Source organism: Microbacterium sp. EYE_78 (genome assembly GCF_023149035.1).
Classification (GTDB): domain Bacteria; phylum Actinomycetota; class Actinomycetes; order Actinomycetales; family Microbacteriaceae; genus Microbacterium.
Genome location: NZ_JAHXMY010000002.1, coordinates 35,108 through 53,054, shown reverse-complemented (window position 1 = coordinate 53,054; position 17,947 = coordinate 35,108). Strand labels below are relative to the sequence as shown.

The window sequence follows — 17,947 nt, the reverse complement described above, 5'->3', positions numbered from 1 at the left end:
TGCGTTCTGCGGTGCGCAGGGACACTCGGCATCCGGTCAGTCGTCGATGTCCGCCCGGGTCCAGTCGAGCGCCGGCACCTCTGTCCCGTCGAGTGCGCGCCGCTCGGATACCCACGCCCCGGGCACGATGTGCACCGCGACCGCGAGGTTCCCGACGTCGGCGTCACCGCTGCGCACGAGCGCGACGCCGGCGCCCTCGACGACCCACCACGACACCGAGGTCGCCCCCGACGCCTGCAACGCCGCCGCGTAGGCGGCGACGCTGTCGTGGCCGGCACGACCGAGTTCGAAGGCGATCTCCTGCCCGTGGCGGTGCTCGAGCGCACCCTTGACCTCATCCGCCGTCGCCGCCGCCCGCTTGCGCTCCTCGCCGGCGTCGACGCCCGTTCGCGCGCCACCCTGGATCGAAATGGGCAGGATGGTGACCTCGCCGCGCTCGATGCGAGGAATGGTCGACCCCGCACCTGCAGCGAGCGCGTCGACCGCGTCCGCGATGTCGCGGGCACCGGCCGTGCTGCGCCAGCGGGAGTCGGCGAGCACCGGGTCGCCCTGCGAGCCGAGCTCGAACGCGTAGGCGTCGGCGGCGTTGATGGCGTCGAGTCCGAATCGCTGCACATCTGCCGGAGCGGATGCCTCGACGAGCGCTGCCCACGCGCCGAACGCCGGGGCGTCGATCCGGTCGCCGCCCTGGGGGACCGCCACCTCGGCGAACCGGTCCTCGTCGATCGGGGACGAGCGACGCACCTGCAGGATGCCGTCGGTGAAGTGCCGCTGCCGCACCGTGATGATCCCGGCGTACGGCACCCGCCGTCCCGGGTCGCCTTCCGGATAGAACATGTCGAGCGTGCTCCGGCGAACCAGCGTGCCGCCGTCCGACTCCCACTGCACCTCGCTGAGTGGGGTTTTCGCCGCAGTGAAATGCGTCAACGTGAACCGACGCTCACCGTCGAAAGGGAACCGGCTCGACGCGATCGAGAGGCGCCACAGCACAGCACCGTCCGGCACCACCGTGACAAGCGTGCCCGCTTCGAAGCGGGACGCCGCTTCTTCGCGCGGAAAGTACGGGTCGTCGCCGAGCGCCTCGAGCCTGTTGACCTCGAAGCGTTTCGGATACCGCACATCCGTCATGGGGCGAACTCGGTGAACGATCCCCATGTGCCGCCGACCGACGGATCGGTCTTCGTCGCGTCCGGGTGGACATCGAAGACGACCTCGGGGATGCCTTCCGGAAGGTACCCGCTCGGGATCCATTTGTCGTTGGCGCCGCCCTCGTTCCCCGATGGGAGGCGGAACCCTCCACTCGAGAGTTCGTCCGGTGTGAAATCAGCACGAACGATCGGGCCACCTGTGAAGAAGTTCTCGCCGAGCCCGAGCAACTCGCCGAGTCGGCCAGGATCGCCGTTCGCTTCGGCGATGATGTCGTCAACCTCGGATGTCGGGAACACGAACGTGGTGCCGCGGTTGCCCGGCCCGTACTCGTCGAGGTTGGCCTGCGTGTAGAACCGAGTCGCGCCGCCTTCGAACCGCTGAAGGTGCTGGGCGATGTAATCGTCGGTGAGGTATGCCGATGGATCCGGACGGTTCCCGTTCCCCGCATCGACGAGCGAGTTCGGCGTCCAGTCGGCGTCGGTCCGCCACCCGCCGTCGATGCGGTCGAGCGCATCGATGTGGTTTCCCGTCAGCTCCTGCCGTCTGCTGTGCTTCAAGAACATGTCAGCGATCTGTCGAACGTGGATCGGCATGTCCTCGACGGAACGCATGAGAGGGCGGACGACGTCGCTCCCGATCTTCATCGTCAATCGCCTCCGATGTTGAGGGTCGAGAGATCCGCGATGAGCCGCTCCGTCAGCGTTTCGACATCGGCTGCATGCTGCTCCATCTCACCCTGCGCGGCTTCCAGCGCCTGCAGATCGGCGTAGAACTCGTCGGGGTCGCCGGCGACGGCCTCGACGATCGGCGAGTCGAGGGCGGCCATGACCACGCCCGGCAGCTCGTTCGCAAGGGGCTCGATGACCATCGGGAGCACCTGGTTCAGGACCTGCTCGACGGCGATGTCCACCGCCGCGTTCAGGAGCTTCTTCTTGATGATCAGCATCGGCCCGGCACCGGCGGCGGTGATCGGATTCGTGAGCATCGCGACGAGGGCGATCATCGTGGTCGTCACGTCCGCGATGACCTTGATCTTCAACGCGGTGACGCCGCCCGCAGCGATGTCGACGCCGGCCGGGACCGGACCGAGGATGTCGAGCAGCTTCTGCAGGTTCTGCGCACGGTTGGTGTTCCACGCCCCGACGTAGGCGGGGCCGGCTTGGCCGCGCATGGCGGCCGCGAGATCGCCGTTGACCTTGCGGTCCATCGCTTGCAGCTTGCCCTCGAGCTCGTCACTGAACGTCGCGATCATCTGACCACCTCGACGCAGTTCGTCCTCGTCGATGTCGGGCCATTCGAAGCCCAACTTCTCCATCACCCAGATCAGCTCATTCGGCAGCATCATTCCCACGGTGAGCACCTCCCCGCAATGAAGATAGACGAACCCGCAGGGCCGCTCGATGGGGAGAACTCTCCATGCCCCGGCACGCTATGATCCGCCGCCGCATCCTCTCGGAGCGACCGCGGCTCAGTGGAAGAAGTGACGCTCGCCGGTGAAGTACATCGTCACCCCGGCTGCCTGCGCGGCGTCGATGACCTCCTGGTCCCGCACCGAACCACCCGGCTGGATGATCGTGGTGATCCCGGCATCCAGCAGCACCTGCGGTCCGTCCGCGAATGGGAAGAACGCGTCCGATGCCGCGACCGAACCGGCAGCGCGGTCACCCGCCCGCTCGACGGCGAGACGGCACGAGTCGACACGGTTGACCTGCCCCATCCCGATGCCGACCGTCGCGGAGTTCTTCGCGAGCACGATGGCGTTGGACTTCACCGCGCGGCAGCTCTTCCAGGCGAACGAGAGGTTCTCGAGCTGGTCATCCGCGGGGCGCTCCCCCGACACCAGCTGCCACGAGTCGACGAGCGACTCGATCTCGGCGGGGAACCGGTCGGCGTCCTGCAGCAGGAGGCCGCCCGACACGAGCCGGACGTCCATCGGCTCCTGGCGCCAGTCGGCGGGCAGCTGCAGCACACGGAGGTTCTTCTTCAGCTTGAAGACCTCGAGGGCGGCGGGCTCGAAGTCGGGCGCGACGATCACCTCGGTGAAGATGTCGCGGAGGTTCTCCGCCATCTTCAAGGTGACGGTGCGGTTCGCCGCGATGACGCCGCCGAAGGCCGACACCGGGTCGCACTCGTGCGCGCGCAGGTGCGCGGAGGCGATCGGGTCGAGCGCCTGCGGAGCGCCGATCGCGATGCCGCACGGGTTCGCGTGCTTGATGATCGCGACCGCGGGCTTGACGAGGTCGAAGGCGGCGCGAAGGGCGGCATCCGCGTCGACGTAGTTGTTGTACGACATCTCCTTGCCCTGGAGCTGCGTCGCCTGCGCGATGCCGTGTCCACCCACGCGCGTGTAGATCGCCGCGCGCTGGTGCGAGTTCTCGCCGTAGCGGAGCGTGGCGAGGCGCTCGGCCTTGACGGTCAGGTGCTGGGGCAGGTCGCCCTCGCTCTCGAGGGTCTCCTCGGCGAACCAGGTGGCGACGGCGCGGTCGTATGCCGCGGTGTGCGCGAACGCGCGAGCGGCGAGTTCGCGTCGCTGGACGAGCGTCGTGCCGCCCTGTCCGAGCGCACCGATGATGGCCGGGTAGGACTCGGGCGAGACGGCGATCGCGACGTTGGCGTAGTTCTTCGCGGAGGCGCGCACCATCGCCGGCCCGCCGATGTCGATCTGCTCGACGACCGCGTCACCCTGGGCACCCGACGCGACCGTCTCGACGAACGGGTAGAGGTTCACGACGACGAGCTCGAAGGGGAGGATGCCGAGCTCGCCCAGCTGGGTCTCGTGGTCCTCCAGCCGCAGGTCGGCGAGCAGTCCCGCGTGCACGCTCGGGTGCAGGGTCTTCACACGGCCGCCGAGGGACTCGGGGAAGCCGGTGATCTCGGACACGTCCTTCACGTCGATGTCGTGCTCGCGCAGCAGCGCGGCGGATCCTCCGGTCGAGACGATCTCGACGTCGGCCGCTGCGAGGGCGCGCGCGAGGTCGAGCAGACCCGTCTTGTCGCTCACGGAGATCAGCGCGCGGCGGACGGGGACGACGTCGCGAGCGCGGTAGAGGGAGGGGTCGATCTGCGGTCCGGCCATGGGAGGCTCCTCGGGTGCGGGGGCGGGGGTCGGTCAGGCGGTCGGTGCGAGGTCGAGCTCGCCGGTCGCGATGCGACGCACGACGTCGATCAGCAGGCGTCGCTCGACGGGCTTGATGCGCTCGTGCAGGGTGTGCTCGGTGTCGCCGATCTCGACCGGGATGCGTTCCTGGGCGAGGATCGGGCCGGTGTCGACGCCGTCGTCGACGACGATGACGCTTGCGCCCGTCTGGGTCGCGCCGGCGCGCAGCGCGTCGCGGACGCCATGGGCGCCCGGGAACTCGGGCAGGTAGGCGGGATGCGTGTTGATGAGCCGCGGAGCCCACGCGGCGACGACGGATGCCGGGAGCAGCCGCATCATGCCGCTGAGCACCACGAGGTCGGGCTGCCAGACGTCGAGGTGCGCCAGGAGCTCATCCCCCCAGGCCTCGCGGCTCTCGAACTCCTCGAACGGGACCATGAAGGTCGGGATGCCGTAATGCTCGGCGTGCGCGAATCCGTCGGCCTGACGGTCGGCGCCGACGGCGATGACCCGCGCCGGGAAGGAGGGGTCGCTCGTGGCGTCGAGCAGGGCGCGAAGATTGGAACCCGTGCCCGAGATGAGGACGGCGACCGTGAGCACCGGGTCAGTCTAGCGGGGTCGTGGGATTGTCATCGGGCAGCGGGCGGGGCGGGGCAGGCGCCCGAGTCGGGGCGAGCGGCGGTGCCGCCGCGGGTGCGGGCACGTCCGCGGCATCCGATTCGTGCCGTGTCTGCTGGTCGTCCCGCTCCCCGCTGCTCCCGCGCGGCGACAGCAGGGTGATGGCGGCGCCGGCGCCGATCTCGACGGCGACGGCGAGCGCCACCCAACCCGGCTCCGGGCCGACGTGCGAGAGGCGCCCGGGCCCGAGCGATCCCTGTGCCGCCCACGCCAGGACAGCCGCGCCGAGCGCGGTTCCGGCGGCGACGACGATGAGCGCGACGATCCGGGGACGCAGCGGCTCGACAGCGCCCTGCGTGGGGAGGAGGCCGCGGACGACGAGGCCCGCGAGGGCGCCCAGGCCGACGACGAGGAGGACGAGCAGCAGCATCCAGGTCGACGTCGAATCGGGCACGACGCCGAATGCGGGGATGCCGGGGACCACCCCGAGGCTGGTCCCCGCCGGCGCGACGCCGGTGCCGGTGCCGACGGCGAACCCCGGCCCGGCGGCGAAGCCGGCGAACCAGACCACGAGGGTCGGCAGCCAGAGCAGCGTGCCGAGGGAGAGCACGATGACCCCCACCGCGTCGGCGTGCGCGGCCTGGGTGAGGGCGACCACCTCGCCGCCGCGCACGACGAAGAGCGCGGCGAGGACGACGGCACCGACGCCCACGAATCCGGCGAGGCAGATCGCGATGCCCCGCGCCGCGGCATCCAACGCATCCTGCGCACTGTCTGGGAGTCGCTCTGACAGGGCATCGACGATGCCGCCGTCGCCGTCGTTCCAGGCTCGGACGACCGCCGCGATGGTCGCCGGGATGAGGAAGACGAGCGCGGGCCCGACGACGGCCGGCACCAGGTCGACGACGGCGACGTCCGTGCGTCCCGTGAGGGCGATGACGGCGGCGAGGACGGCGACGACGGCCGAGCCCGACAGGACCCCGGTGGCCCACGCACCTGCGCGCGCCGCCCGTCCTCCCGAACGCCACGCGAACACCGCCGTGAAGAGGGCGAGCGCGGTCGGCGCGAGCGAGACGGTGAAGGTCGACGCGTCCTCGGACAGACCCGCGAGCGCGATGAGCTCCGGCGGCAGCACCACGGCGACCGGGGCGAAATGACCCGCCTGCCAGACGGTGGCCGCGGCGGGCCAGAGCGCCGACCACTCAGCCGCTCCCCCGATGCCCAGCACCCACAGCAGCGTGACCGGCGCGAGGACGACGGCGAGACCGACGGCGACGACGATGAGCGCGTCGAAGGCGGCGAGGAGGGAGACGAGGAGGCGATTCATGCCGAACCGACCCTACCTGCGAGGCGTCGCATCGCCGGGCTCCCGCACCGGGTGGGGCGGGAGCGGTCAGCCGCGCAGCACCTTCTCCAGCGCTTTGCCTTTCGCCAGCTCGTCGACGAGCTTGTCGAGCAGACGGATGCGGCGCATCAGCGGGTCCTCGATCAGCTCGACGCGAACGCCGCAGACCACTCCGGTGACCAGGTCGGCGGCCGGATGCAGGTCGGCCTCGGCGAAGAAGTCCGCGAACGTCGCCTCCGTCTCGAGCTGTCTGGTGAGAGCGTCGTCGTCGAAGCCCGTCAACCAGCGGATGACGGCGTCGAGTTCGCCCTTCGAACGCCCCTTGCGCTCCACCTTGGCGAGGTAGAGCGGGTACACCGAGGCGAACGGCGTCGCGAAGATGCGGTGCATACCGCGAGGGTACGCCGATCGCCCGCCGTGCGCGGGTGATCGACCGACTACCCTCGGAGGGTGAACAGCACGCCCCCTCGCACGTCCCGGACCGCCGCAGCCCCGGCATCCACCTCGTTCCTCGACCGCTACTTCGACATCACCGGCCGCGGCTCCACCGTCGGCACGGAGATCCGCGGCGGTCTCGTGACCTTCGTGACGATGGCCTACATCGTCATCCTCAACCCGCTGATCCTGTCGACACCCGACGTCGACGGAGTGGTGCTCGAGTCCAGCGCGGTCGCGACCTCGACCGCCCTCACCGCCGGCGTCATGACGATCCTCTTCGGCCTCGTCACCCGGCTCCCCTTCGCCTTCGCGGCCGGTCTCGGCATCAATGCCTTCGTCGCGTTCTCGGTCGTCGGTCAGGTCACCTGGGGCGAGGCGATGGCCCTCGTCGTCATCAACGGTCTGATCATCGTGCTCCTGGCCGTCACAGGCCTCCGGAAGATGATCTTCGACGCCGTCCCGGTGCAGCTGAAGCTGGCGATCACCGTCGGCATCGGGCTGTTCATCGCGTTCATCGGATTCGTGAACGCCGGCTTCGTCACGACCACCGGCAATGCCTCTCCCCCGCTGGACCTCGGCGTCGGCGGCTCGATCACGACGATCAGCACGGTGATGTTCGTGGTCACGCTGTTCCTCTCCGGCATCCTCATGGCCCTCAAGGTGAAGGGCGGACTGCTGCTCGGCCTCGTCGGCGGCACGGTCATCACCTACGTCGTCAACGCGATCTGGCCGACGGCGATGGGGCTGGACGTCAGCGGACTCAGCGTCGTCGCGGCGCCCGACTTCGGGCTCGTCGGGGCGATCGACTTCGGATTCGACTGGGCGAAGGTCGGCGTCGTGTCGGTCGTCATGATCGTCTTCACCCTCGTCTTCTCGAACTTCTTCGACGCGATGGGCACGATGACGGGCCTCGCGAAGGAGTCTGGTCTCGCCAACGAGAAGGGCGACTTCCCGCGCATCAAGTCGGCGCTGATCGTCGAGGGCGTCGGCGCCATCGCCGGTGGCGCGACCTCGTCGTCGTCCGCAACGGTGTTCGTCGAGTCGGGTTCGGGCATCGGCGAGGGTGCGCGCACGGGCCTCGCGAACGTCGTGACCGGTCTGCTCTTCCTCGTCGCGATGTTCTTCACCCCGCTCGCCTCGATCGTTCCCGGGTTCGTCGCTGCGGCGGCGCTCGTGCTCGTCGGTGCGCTCATGCTGTCGCAGATCAAGAACATCGACCTGACGGACTTCAGTGTGCTGCTGCCGGTCTTCCTGACCGCGACGGTCATGCCGCTGACCTACTCGATCGCCAACGGCATCGGTGCGGGCTTCATCAGCTGGGTCGTCGTGAACGCCTTCGCCGGCCGCGCGAAGCACGTCCACTGGCTGCTCTGGATCGTCGCCGCCGGCTTCGTCCTCTACTTCGCCCGCGGCCCGATCGAGGCACTCGTCGGCGCCTGACCCGCGCGCGGGACGATCGAGGTCCCGATCGGGCCGGGTCTGCCTCGCGCATTCCCGGCCCGATCGGGACCTCGGTCGTTGCGGCGGGGTTCCGGGGACGCGAGCGGTCGCGACGCAACGAGCCGGACGGCATCTCGCGTCCCCGGAGCGCGGTGCCGACGCGTGCGGGAACGACGAAGGGGCGGATGCCGCGGCATCCGCCCCTTCGTTCTGTCTGACTTAGAGCGCCTCGATGATGGTGCGCATCAGGTCGGCGGTCTCGGACGGGGTCTTCCCGACCTTGACGCCGGCGGCCTCGAGGGCCTCCTTCTTGGCCTGCGCGGTGCCCGCCGAGCCCGAGACGATGGCGCCGGCGTGGCCCATGGTCTTGCCCTCGGGGGCGGTGAAGCCGGCGACGTAGCCGACGACCGGCTTCGTCACGTGCGCCTTGATGTAGTCGGCCGCGCGCTCCTCGGCGTCGCCGCCGATCTCGCCGATCATGACGATCGCCTTGGTCTCGGGGTCGGCCTCGAACGCCTCGAGGGCGTCGATGTGCGTCGTGCCGATGACCGGGTCGCCGCCGATGCCGATGGCGGTCGAGAAGCCGAGGTCACGGAGCTCGAACATCATCTGATAGGTCAGGGTGCCCGACTTCGAGACGAGACCGATCGGGCCCTTGCCGGTGATGTTCGCCGGCGTGATGCCGACGAGCGCCTCGCCGGGCGTGATGATGCCGGGGCAGTTCGGCCCGATGATGCGGGTCTTGTTGCCCTTGCTCTTCGCGTAGGCCCACGCCTCGGCGGTGTCGCCGACGGGGACACCCTCGGTGATGACGACGAGCAGCGGGATCTCGGCGTCGATGGCCTCGATCATGGCGTCCTTCGTGAAGGCGGGCGGCACGAACGCGATGGAGACGTCGGCGCCGGTCTTCTCGATGGCCTCGGCGACCGAGCCGAAGACGGGGAGTTCGACCTCGCCCTCGTGCGGCTTCTCGTGGGTGACGGTCGTGCCGGCCTTGCGGGCGTTGACGCCGCCGACGACGTTCGTCCCGGCCTTCAGCATGAGGGCGGTGTGCTTGGTGCCCTCACCGCCGGTGATGCCCTGGACGATGACCTTGGAGTCCTTGTTGAGGTAGATAGACATGTCGTTGGTCCCTGTGTCTCAGTAGTCTCGGCGCGGCTCAGGCGTTCGCCAGCTCGGCGGCCTTGTCGGCGCCCTCGTCCATACCGGCGGCGAGCGTGACGAGCGGGTGGTTCGCCTCGGCGAGAATCGCGCGCCCCTCGTCGACCTGGTTGCCGTCGAGACGGACGACGAGCGGCTTGGTGGCCGCGTCGCCGAGGATCTCGAGGGCCTTCACGATGCCCTCGGCCACCGCGACGCACGACGTGATGCCGCCGAACACGTTGACGAAGACGCTCTTGACCTGCTCGTCGCCGAGGATCACGTCGAGACCCGACGCCATGACCTGCGCGTTCGCACCGCCGCCGATGTCGAGGAAGTTCGCGGGTGTGACGCCGCCGTGATTCTCGCCGGCGTAGGCGACGACGTCGAGGGTCGACATGACCAGGCCCGCGCCGTTGCCGATGATGCCGACCTGACCGTCGAGCTTGACGTAGTTGAGGCCGGATGCCTTCGCCTTGGCCTCGAGCGGGTCCGCGGCGCTCTTGTCCTCGAGCTCTTCGTGCTCGGGGTGGCGCACCTCGCTGGCGTTCTCGTCGAGCGAGACCTTGCCGTCGAGGGCGACGATGTCACCGGCACCCGTGCGGACGAGCGGGTTCACCTCGACGAGGGTCGCGCCCTCGCCCTTGTAGACGTCGTAGAGCTTGACGAACACGTCCGAGACCTTCTCGACGAGGTCCTCGGGGAAGTTCGCGGCCTTCGCGATCTCGACGGCCTTGGCCTTGTCGATGCCCTGCAGCGGGTCGACCTCGATGCGCGCGAGCGCCTCGGGACGCTCGACGGCGAGCTCCTCGATCTCCATGCCGCCTTCGACCGAGCACAGGCTCAGGTACGAGCGGTTCGAGCGGTCGAGCAGCACGGAGAAGTAGAACTCCTCCGCGATGTCGGCGCCCTGGGCGACCATGACGCGCTGGACCACGTGGCCCTTGATGTCGAGGCCGAGAATGGCCTCGGCTGCCGCGTAGGCCTCGTCGGGGGTCTTGGCGACCTTGACGCCGCCGGCCTTGCCGCGACCTCCGGTCTTGACCTGAGCCTTCACGACGACGACACCGCCGATCTTCTCAGCGGCCGCCTTCGCCTCCTCAGGGGTGTCGGCGATGATGCCGGCGAGCACCGGCACCTCGTACTTCTCGAACAGGTCTCGTGCCTGGTACTCGTAAAGGTCCACTGCAATCCTTCGCTGGGCGACGGTGGGGGTGACGGGCGTCGAACAATCTCGATGTCGAGAGATCGCCCGGGCGAAAAGCCTACTACCCGAGCCTGGACGCGCCGTTCCCGCTCCCCTCGAACGGCGGGGTCGCGATCACCCCCCGAGCGCGGACGCCCAGACCTCGCGGTGGTGCCGGACGTAGGCCGCCACCGCGCGCCAGTGATCGCCGTGCCCCGAGGCGAACATCGACGCCCACGGTTCCACGCCCGACTCGGATGACCGCCGGAGCAGCTCGAGCATCGCTGCGGCGCGGTCCGCCATCGCCGTCGGCAGCCCGCGACGCAGGTCCGCGTCCGCCGCGTACCCGTCGACGAACGCGGCGAGATCCTCGGCGGCGTCCGAGGGTGTCTCGGACGGGTCGTTGAGCGCGAAGGCCTGGGCTGCGTAGGCGAGATCCCAGAGACGGGTGCTCGGGGCGGCCGCATCCCAGTCGATGAAGATCCAACGCTCCCCCAGCACGAGGTTCCACGGCGCGAGATCGTTGTGGCAGACCAGCTCGGCGGCGGGCGCGGCGATCGTGCGCTCCCACCGGTCATCCTCCGAGACGAGGTGCCGGGCACTCGCGTCGTGGATCGCCCGCACCATCGCGCCGATGCGGCGCAGATCAGCGCTCGCCAACCGACCGCGCTCGATCGCGAGCTGCCCCGGCACGAACTCGATCACCTGCCGGCCCGCCGCATCGCGACCGCGCGGTTCGGGCAGGTCGACGCCGGCGGAACGAAGCGTGCGCATGTACGCCGTGACGCTCGGCGTCGCCGCGGTCCAGGGCTTGCGCACCGTGTCGCCGACGCGGGCGACACCGCCACTGGCGTTGCCGCCCTGCAGCGGCATCTCATCGTCCATCGGTCAGATCCAGCCGCGCTCGCGCGCCATGATGGCCGCCTGCTGCCGGGTCGAGAGCCCGAGCTTGCCGAGCACCGACGAGACGTGGTTGCGCACCGTGCCCGCCGAGAGGTGGAGGGATGCCGCGATCTCGGCGATCGTCTCGCCCCGGGATCCCGCGCGCAGCACGTCGAGCTCTCGGTCGGTGAGCGGGCTCCGCTCGTCGCTGAGCGCGTCGGCAGCGACCTCGGGATCGACGTACCGGCGACCGGCCGCGACCTCCCGGATGACCGCGGCGACGTCGTCGGCCCGCCGGGACTTGGGCACGAAGCCGTCGACGCCGGCGCTCAACGCGCGGCGCAGGACCCCCGGGCGCGCATGCCGGGTGACGACGACGCAGCGCGCCGGGATGCGCTGCCGGATGCGTGCGGCCGCCTCTACGCCGTCGATCCCCGGCATCTCGAGGTCGAGCAGGCAGACGTCGGGGCGCAGGTCGAGCGCACGCTCGACGGCGCTCTCGCCGTCGCTGCACTGCGCGACGACCTCGAGATCGTCCTCGAGGTCGAGCAGCGCGGCGAGCGCCGTGCGGATCATGTCCTCGTCGTCGGCGATGAGCACCCGGATCATGTCATCCCTCTCTCCGCCGGCACGGTCACGACCAGTTCGAAGCGGTCCTCGTCCCGGCTCGACGAAACGTCTCCGCCGACGACGCCGACGCGGTGCGCGATGCCCTCGAGCCCGGCGCCGGCCCCGATCGCCGACCCTGTGCCCGGATCGTTCGCGGCGGTCAGGCGCCACCCGCCGCCCGCGCGGTCGAGGCCGAGTCTCGCCCACCGGCCGCCGCCGTGCTTGAGGACGTTCGTGGTGCACTCGCGGATGACAGGACCGAGCAGATCGGCGGGTGCGGATGCCGCGTCGGCCGCGACGTCGAGGGTCACCTCGAGGCCGGCCGCGCGGAGCAGATCCGCGGCGTTGGCGAGCTCATCGGGCAGCGGCACGCCGCGGAACCGTCCGGCGAGCGCGCGGGTGCCGTCGCGCGCCTCGTCGACAGAAGCACGTGCGAGCCGGATCTGGGCGACCGCGGCATCCGGATCCCTTGCGAGCATGCGCTCGGCGAGCTCGAGCTGCAGCGCGATCACCTGCAGGTGGTGGCCCTGGAGGTCGTGCAGCTCACCGGCAAGGCGCAGCCGCTCCTGCACGGCGGCCAATCGAGCCTCGGTGCGGCGGGCCCGGTCGAGTTCGAGCACGACGTCCCAGGACCAGAGCGAGAGCGCCTGCGTCAAAGGCAGGAGCACGGCGAAGAACGCCAGCACGAACGCGTCGCTGCCCGGCGCTGCGCTCGCGAGGTCCAGGAACCACAGGAGGACGAGGGACACCTCGAGCAGGACGACGCCGCGCCAGCGGATGCCGGGCCCCCACCGCACGAGGCAGAGCGTCGATCCGATGAGCGAGGCGGCGAACAGGATCGAGCCGCACACGACGCCGAGGAGGATCGAGGCGAGCACACCGAGGACGACGGGGAGGGAGAGGAACCGGCGCCGCCCGGAGGGACGGTCACGCTCGTCGAGGTCGCCGTCGCGCCGGTACCGCACGAGGAGCAGCACCGTCGCCGCGACCAGGGCCGCCGACAGCGAGATGAAGCCGACGAGGGTGACGGGGTCCCGCCACCCGCCGCGGGCGTAGAGCACGACGACGCCCCACATGAACAGCGTGATGAGCAGGAAGGACACCATCGAGGTCGCGATGTACCACCCGGTCGCGGTCACGCCGCGGGCGAGCGAGACCGCCGTGCGGGTCGGGGTCGGGTCGGGGCTCGTCACACGGCCACAGTACGACCATGACGAATGTCACCCCCTCGGTCGCGAAAGCTCCCGCGTACGGGTGACTGCGCGACACTGCCGTGGGCGGCGGGCGACGGGTGAGATGGGATCACGGCGATACGAGATCCGGTCGCCGGACCGAGAGGACATCATGTCGAACCCCGTCTCCGACCTCGTCGCCGGCTTCCAGGACCTCGTGGCCCAGATGCCCGACATCCTGCAGCCGCTGATCGTGGCGCTCGCGGGAGCCGTGCCCTTCATCGAGGGTGAGGGTGCCGCCGCGATCGGCATCATCGGCGGCATCCACCCGATCGTCGCCGCCATCGCCGGCGCCGCGGGCAACTTCATCTGCGTCGCCGTCGTCGTCCTCGTCACGGCCCGCGTCCGCACCGCCGTCACCACGCGGCCGGGCGCCGCCGACAAGCCCGCATCGGCGCGCAGCGAGAAGTTCCAGAAGGCCTACCACCGCTACGGAACGCCCGGGGTGAGCCTGCTCGGCCCGCTCATCCTCCCCACCCAGTTCACCGCCGCAGCGCTCAAGGGCACGGGCGTGCCGACGCGCATCGTCCTCTTCTGGCAGGGCACCGCGATCGTGCTGTGGACGACGCTCGTCACCCTCATCATCACGGGCGTCATCGCGGCGGCGACCTGAGCGTCAGTCGACCCGTCGAAGGCCTCGCGTCGCGGGGCCTTCGATGCGTTCGCCGTCAGGCGTGAACCGCGACGCGTGCAGTGGACAGTCCCACGTGCACTCGAGGTCGTTCCACTCGAGCACGCCGCCCAGGTGCGGACACACGGCACTGACTGCCCGGGTCTCGCCTCCGGTCGTCGAGACGCCGACGGGATGCCCCGCGCGCTGCGCGACGACACCCTCGCCCTCCGCCGGTCGCGGGACCGGGACCGACTCGGTCTCCGCCGCCGCCCACCCCTTCGCCGCCGCGAGACCGACCTTCGCGTTCTCGCTGACGCCGCGAGCGACGTCGGCGGGCATGGTGAGACGGGTGCCGAGCATGGTCATCCAGCGGGGGCGCTCGCGAAGGCCCTCGCCGCGCAGTTCACTGACGATCCGGAGCGCCGCGGCGGGCGCGTTCGTCAGCCCCCACTTCGCGTACCCGGTCGCGAAGCGCACCCGGCCGAGGGAGCGCGGCATCGCGCCGATGAACGGGACGCGGTTGTGCGAGGTGTAGTCCTGCGCCGACCAGCGGTGGGTCTCCTCCCCCACCGGGAGGGTCTGCTGGGCCCACCGTGACAGGTCGTCGAGCATCGCCCGCTCGGACTCGGCGCGTCCGACCGGATGCCCCGCGCCGCCGACGACGAGCTGTGCGACGTCAGCCGGGCCGTCGTCGAGCGCGATCGTCCGCACCGAGCGGGTGGGTCCGTCGGCGGAGAGGTACATGCCGTCCGGCAGCGGCGCGGTGAGCGTGAACGACACGCAGGCCGACCGCATCCCGCTCACCTTCGCGAAGTACAGGCCGCGGTCAAGGATCGGGATGCCGGTGGCGAGCACCACCTTCGCCCCGAAGATCGGACCGAGGTCCGTCTCGACGCGTGGTGTCGGGAGGACGTCGACGCCGCGCACTGTCACCCCGAGGTGCAACGTGCCGCCCGCGCCGACGAACCCTTCGGCGAGCGCGCCGAGCATGCGCATCGGGTCGACGGCGCGCTGGTCGTCGAGCGCGACGGCGGCCGTCATCGGCACACCGGCGCTGCGCAGTTCGTCGTCGTCCGCGAGTCGGACCGGGAGGCCTGCTTCCCGGGCCGCGTCGTACTCCCGGACGACGGAGCGCCGCCCCTCCTCGCCCTGTGCATAGGTGTAGGCCGTGCGCGAGGTGAGCGGCACGCCGAGGCGCTCGGCGGTGCTGCGCATCCAGTCGGATCCCGCCCGGTTCGCCTCGACGTACGCGCGCACGAGTGCGGCGGGGTGCCCGGAGCGCAGCGTCGAGAGCGTCGTCCCCTGCAGGAGCGACACCTTCCCCGTGTTCGACCCCGAGGCGAGCTCGCCGATCCCGCCCCGCTCGACGAGCGCGACGTCGACCCCCGAGCGCGCGAGCTCGTAGGCCGTCGCGAGGCCGGTGATCCCCGCGCCGACGACCACCACGTCGTGGTGCGCGCTCGGGACGAACGGGGCGTCGACGGCGGGCACGGGATGGTGCTTCCACAGGGATGACATGGGCCGAGTCAACGTCGCGCGACGCATCCCGCACACCGCCTTGACACGGGATGCTTCGGACTAGGCTTCCGTGCATGGTCGAGGACGAGCGCCCCACAGGCAGCACGGTCGTGGCCGCCGCCCTCGCCCTGTTCGCACGACACGGCTACGAGCAGACCTCGGTCGAGCAGATCGCCCAGTCGGCCGGCGTCTCGCGGTCGACGTTCTTCCGGCAGTTCGGCGGGAAGGACGACGTCGTGTTCGCGGACCACGAGGTGCTGCTGGACCGCCTGCGCACCTACCTCGCAGAGCCGCACGAGAATCCCTGGGCCGCCGTCTGCGGCGCGTCGGTCGAGGTGTACCGGCATTTCGCCGCCGATCCGGTGGTGGCGAGGCAGCGCTATGCGGTGGTGCGCGAGGTGCCCTCGCTCCGCGATCGCGAGATCGTCACCGTCTTCCGGTACGAGCGACTCTTCGACGAATACCTCCGCCGTTCGCTCCCGGGGCTCGACCCGATCGATGCCGTCGCCTTCGCCGCCGCCGTGACCGCCGTGCACAACCACGTGCTGCGCCGACTTCTCCGCGGCAAGAAGCGGGTCCCTGCATCCGTGCTCGAGACGGCCTACGACGAGCTCCTCGTCCGGTTCGGCGTGCATCCCGACGGCGCCCCTCCGGCGGAGGACGATCTGGTGGTGGCCACGTTCCCCCGCCGCATGCCGGCGGCCGAGATCGCTCGACGGCTCGGGTCGCTGCGCTGACGCTCGAAGGCGTGAGACTGCGTTTCGCCTCGGCTGGGATCTAGTCCCACCACAGGCGTACCCTTGAGCGCATGAGCGCTTCTCTCCCCGGCGACGGTGCCGGCCACTACGACGTCCTGCGCCGGCTCGAGACCGACTACTACGCCGTGTTCGCCGACATCCCGGCCGAGGACCGCGAGGTCTGGGAGCGGGCGAAGGGATTCGTCGACGAGGTCGGCGACCGCATGCGGGAGGCCTGGGATGCCGCCGCGTACCCGATGGACATCGCCCGACGATTCGGGGAGCTCGATCTGCTGAACGACGGCGTCGAGCACCCGCGACTCACGCGGTTCTCCCCGCTGGCGGCCGGCCTCGTGAACATGGAGATCTCGCGCGGCGACGGCTCGCTCGGCACCGTCCTCGCGGTGCAGGGCGGGCTCGCCCTGCGCACTCTCGCGCTGTTCGGGAGCGCGGCCCAGCAGGACAGGTGGCTGCTCGCCGTCGCGCGGAACGAGGTGCCGGCGGCCTTCGCACTCACCGAGCCCGACCACGGGTCGGATTCCGTCTCGCTCGAGACCGTCGCGCGCCGGGAGGGCGACGAGTGGGTCATCCGGGGTGCGAAGAAATGGATCGGCAACGGCGCAGCCGGTGGCATCACGTTCGTCTGGGCGCGCGTCGACGCCGAGGGCGACGAGCACCACGGCGCCGTCCGCTGCTTCCTCGTCGAGCAGGAACGGCCCGGCTACACCGGCACGGTGATCACGGGCAAGGCGTCGCTGCGCGGCATCCATCAGGCCCACATCGCGTTCGACGACGTGCGGGTGCCCGCCGATGCCGTCCTCCCCGGTTCCCGGACGTTCAAGGATGCCTCGACCGTCCTGTACGCGACGCGGTCGGGCGTCGCGTGGTCGGCGCTCGGACACGCCACCGCCTGCTACGAGGCCGCACTCCAATACGCGCAGCAGCGGGTGCAGTTCGGGAAGCCCCTCGCGAGGTTCCAGATGGTGCAGGAGCGTCTCGCGCACATGCTCGAGGACCTCACCGCGATGCAGCTCTACTGCCGCCGCCTCGCCGACCTCGAGACCGCCGGCGGGTTGCGGCCCACCCAGGCTTCGCTCGCGAAGTTCCACAACACCCGCGCCGCACGGCGCGTCGCCGCCACAGCGAGGGATCTGCTGGGCGGCAACGGCATCCTCATCGAGTACGGCGTCATGCAGCACATGGCCGACATCGAGGCGATCCACACCTACGAGGGCACGGAGTCGGTGCAGGCGCTGCTGCTCGGCCGCGACATCACGGGTGTGAGTGCGTTCGCCTGATCTTCTCAGCGCCGGAAGACGCTTCCGCTGCCGCTCTCGGAGACGTCACCATCGATGTCCGCCCCTCGATAGATGACGACGTTGCCGGCATCGCGCTCGATGACGTTGTCGTCGATCTCGGCGCGGGGGCCGATGACGATCCCGTCCGCCCCGGACTCCGACACGGTGCCGTCCACCGTGCCGCCGATCCGGACCTGACCGGCGCCCTTCTCGGTGAGGCTCCCGTCCACCTCACCCCGGTCATCCACCCGGATCGTCCCGTCGCCCTCTTCGGTCGCGTTGCCGTCGACGTCGCCGACGATGCGGACGTCGCCCGGACCGGTCTCGCGGAAGTTGCCGTCGACGTCACCCGAGGCTCCGATCCGGACCGACCCGGCCCCGATCTGGACCACGTTCCCCGTCACCGTTCCGTTGACGACGAGGTTGCCGCCTCGGACCGTCAGGTCGCCGTCGATCGTCCGTCCTGCGGGCAGCGTGTAGTCACCGGTGCGGACGACGTCATCGTCCGCGTGCGCGGCGAGAGGCGCCGCGGTCAGGAGGAGGCCTGCCGCTGCGCCGAGCGCCACCAGGCGGGTCTTCGTGTTCATGAGGTGTCCTTTCGTCCGAACCGGAGTGGTCCTCCGATGCACTCACTCCACCGCTCTC

The 17,947-nt window shown here is 70.5% G+C and carries 18 protein-coding genes; 4 read left to right on the top strand and 14 right to left on the bottom strand.

Annotation, left to right across the window (positions count from 1 at the left end):
• Positions 1-36: 36 nt before the first annotated feature.
• The 7 genes from KZX17_RS07335 to KZX17_RS07305 all read right to left on the bottom strand — a co-directional run bounded on the left by KZX17_RS07335 (position 37) and on the right by KZX17_RS07305 (position 6,599).
• A complete protein-coding gene (locus KZX17_RS07335; RefSeq protein WP_248171733.1) occupies positions 37-1,128 on the bottom strand; it encodes a hypothetical protein in 1,092 nt (363 codons plus the stop codon).
• Positions 1,125-1,793 (bottom strand): hypothetical protein, encoded by a 669-nt coding sequence (locus KZX17_RS07330; RefSeq protein ID WP_248171732.1) that lies wholly within the window; start codon positions 1,791-1,793, stop codon positions 1,125-1,127. Before KZX17_RS07330 ends, KZX17_RS07335 begins: the two co-directional genes overlap by 4 nt.
• A gap of 2 nt (positions 1,794-1,795) precedes the next feature.
• Positions 1,796-2,494, bottom strand: coding sequence for a hypothetical protein (locus KZX17_RS07325; protein WP_248175611.1), 699 nt, complete (start codon positions 2,492-2,494; stop codon positions 1,796-1,798).
• Between the two features lie 123 nt (positions 2,495-2,617).
• Positions 2,618-4,225: a bifunctional phosphoribosylaminoimidazolecarboxamide formyltransferase/IMP cyclohydrolase gene (purH, locus tag KZX17_RS07320; RefSeq protein WP_248171730.1), complete on the bottom strand. Its 1,608-nt coding sequence runs from the start codon at positions 4,223-4,225 to the stop codon at positions 2,618-2,620.
• Positions 4,226-4,258: 33 nt separating this feature from the next.
• Complete coding sequence (purN, locus tag KZX17_RS07315; protein ID WP_248171729.1) at positions 4,259-4,846, bottom strand: phosphoribosylglycinamide formyltransferase; 588 nt, start codon at positions 4,844-4,846, stop codon at positions 4,259-4,261.
• Between the two features lie 4 nt (positions 4,847-4,850).
• Positions 4,851-6,191 carry a DUF6350 family protein gene (locus tag KZX17_RS07310; RefSeq protein WP_248171728.1) on the bottom strand — a complete coding sequence of 447 codons (1,341 nt, stop codon included), beginning with the start codon at positions 6,189-6,191 and terminating at the stop codon, positions 4,851-4,853.
• 66 nt (positions 6,192-6,257) lie between these two features.
• Entirely contained in the window at positions 6,258-6,599 is a 342-nt protein-coding gene (locus KZX17_RS07305; RefSeq protein ID WP_248171727.1) for a DUF2200 domain-containing protein, read from the bottom strand.
• Positions 6,600-6,659: 60 nt separating this feature from the next.
• On the opposite strand from KZX17_RS07305, the gene KZX17_RS07300 reads away from it, so the two are divergent.
• The gene (locus KZX17_RS07300) at positions 6,660-8,087 is read left to right on the top strand and encodes an NCS2 family permease (RefSeq protein WP_248171726.1); all 1,428 of its coding nucleotides are present in this window, start codon (positions 6,660-6,662) and stop codon (positions 8,085-8,087) included.
• Between the two features lie 219 nt (positions 8,088-8,306).
• On the opposite strand, the gene sucD is transcribed toward KZX17_RS07300, so the two are convergent.
• The 5 genes from sucD to KZX17_RS07275 form a co-directional block, all read right to left on the bottom strand.
• A complete protein-coding gene (sucD, locus tag KZX17_RS07295) occupies positions 8,307-9,209 on the bottom strand; it encodes a succinate--CoA ligase subunit alpha (protein WP_248171725.1) in 903 nt (300 codons plus the stop codon).
• 37 nt (positions 9,210-9,246) lie between these two features.
• Positions 9,247-10,413: an ADP-forming succinate--CoA ligase subunit beta gene (gene sucC, locus KZX17_RS07290; RefSeq protein ID WP_248171724.1), complete on the bottom strand. Its 1,167-nt coding sequence runs from the start codon at positions 10,411-10,413 to the stop codon at positions 9,247-9,249.
• 135 nt (positions 10,414-10,548) lie between these two features.
• Entirely contained in the window at positions 10,549-11,298 is a 750-nt protein-coding gene (locus KZX17_RS07285; RefSeq protein WP_248171723.1) for a phosphotransferase, read from the bottom strand.
• Between the two features lie 3 nt (positions 11,299-11,301).
• A complete protein-coding gene (locus KZX17_RS07280) occupies positions 11,302-11,904 on the bottom strand; it encodes a DNA-binding response regulator (protein WP_248171722.1) in 603 nt (200 codons plus the stop codon).
• The gene (locus tag KZX17_RS07275) at positions 11,901-13,097 is read right to left on the bottom strand and encodes a histidine kinase (RefSeq protein WP_248171721.1); all 1,197 of its coding nucleotides are present in this window, start codon (positions 13,095-13,097) and stop codon (positions 11,901-11,903) included. Before KZX17_RS07275 ends, KZX17_RS07280 begins: the two co-directional genes overlap by 4 nt.
• A gap of 151 nt (positions 13,098-13,248) precedes the next feature.
• Here KZX17_RS07275 and KZX17_RS07270 point away from each other — a divergent pair, with 151 nt between their 5' ends.
• Positions 13,249-13,749, top strand: coding sequence for a small multidrug efflux protein (locus KZX17_RS07270; RefSeq protein WP_248171720.1), 501 nt, complete (start codon positions 13,249-13,251; stop codon positions 13,747-13,749).
• Positions 13,750-13,752: 3 nt separating this feature from the next.
• Here KZX17_RS07270 and KZX17_RS07265 read toward each other — a convergent pair whose 3' ends face one another.
• Entirely contained in the window at positions 13,753-15,267 is a 1,515-nt protein-coding gene (locus KZX17_RS07265; protein WP_248171719.1) for an FAD-dependent oxidoreductase, read from the bottom strand.
• A 74-nt stretch (positions 15,268-15,341) separates the two neighbouring features.
• On the opposite strand from KZX17_RS07265, the gene KZX17_RS07260 reads away from it, so the two are divergent.
• Together KZX17_RS07260 and KZX17_RS07255 are read left to right on the top strand one after the other, a co-directional pair.
• Complete coding sequence (locus KZX17_RS07260; protein ID WP_248171718.1) at positions 15,342-16,004, top strand: TetR/AcrR family transcriptional regulator; 663 nt, start codon at positions 15,342-15,344, stop codon at positions 16,002-16,004.
• Between the two features lie 71 nt (positions 16,005-16,075).
• Positions 16,076-17,302, top strand: a complete 1,227-nt coding sequence (locus KZX17_RS07255) for an acyl-CoA dehydrogenase family protein (protein ID WP_248171717.1) — start codon at positions 16,076-16,078, stop codon at positions 17,300-17,302.
• Positions 17,303-17,307: 5 nt separating this feature from the next.
• Here KZX17_RS07255 and KZX17_RS07250 read toward each other — a convergent pair whose 3' ends face one another.
• Entirely contained in the window at positions 17,308-17,889 is a 582-nt protein-coding gene (locus KZX17_RS07250) for a polymer-forming cytoskeletal protein (RefSeq protein ID WP_248171716.1), read from the bottom strand.
• Positions 17,890-17,947 lie beyond the last annotated feature (58 nt).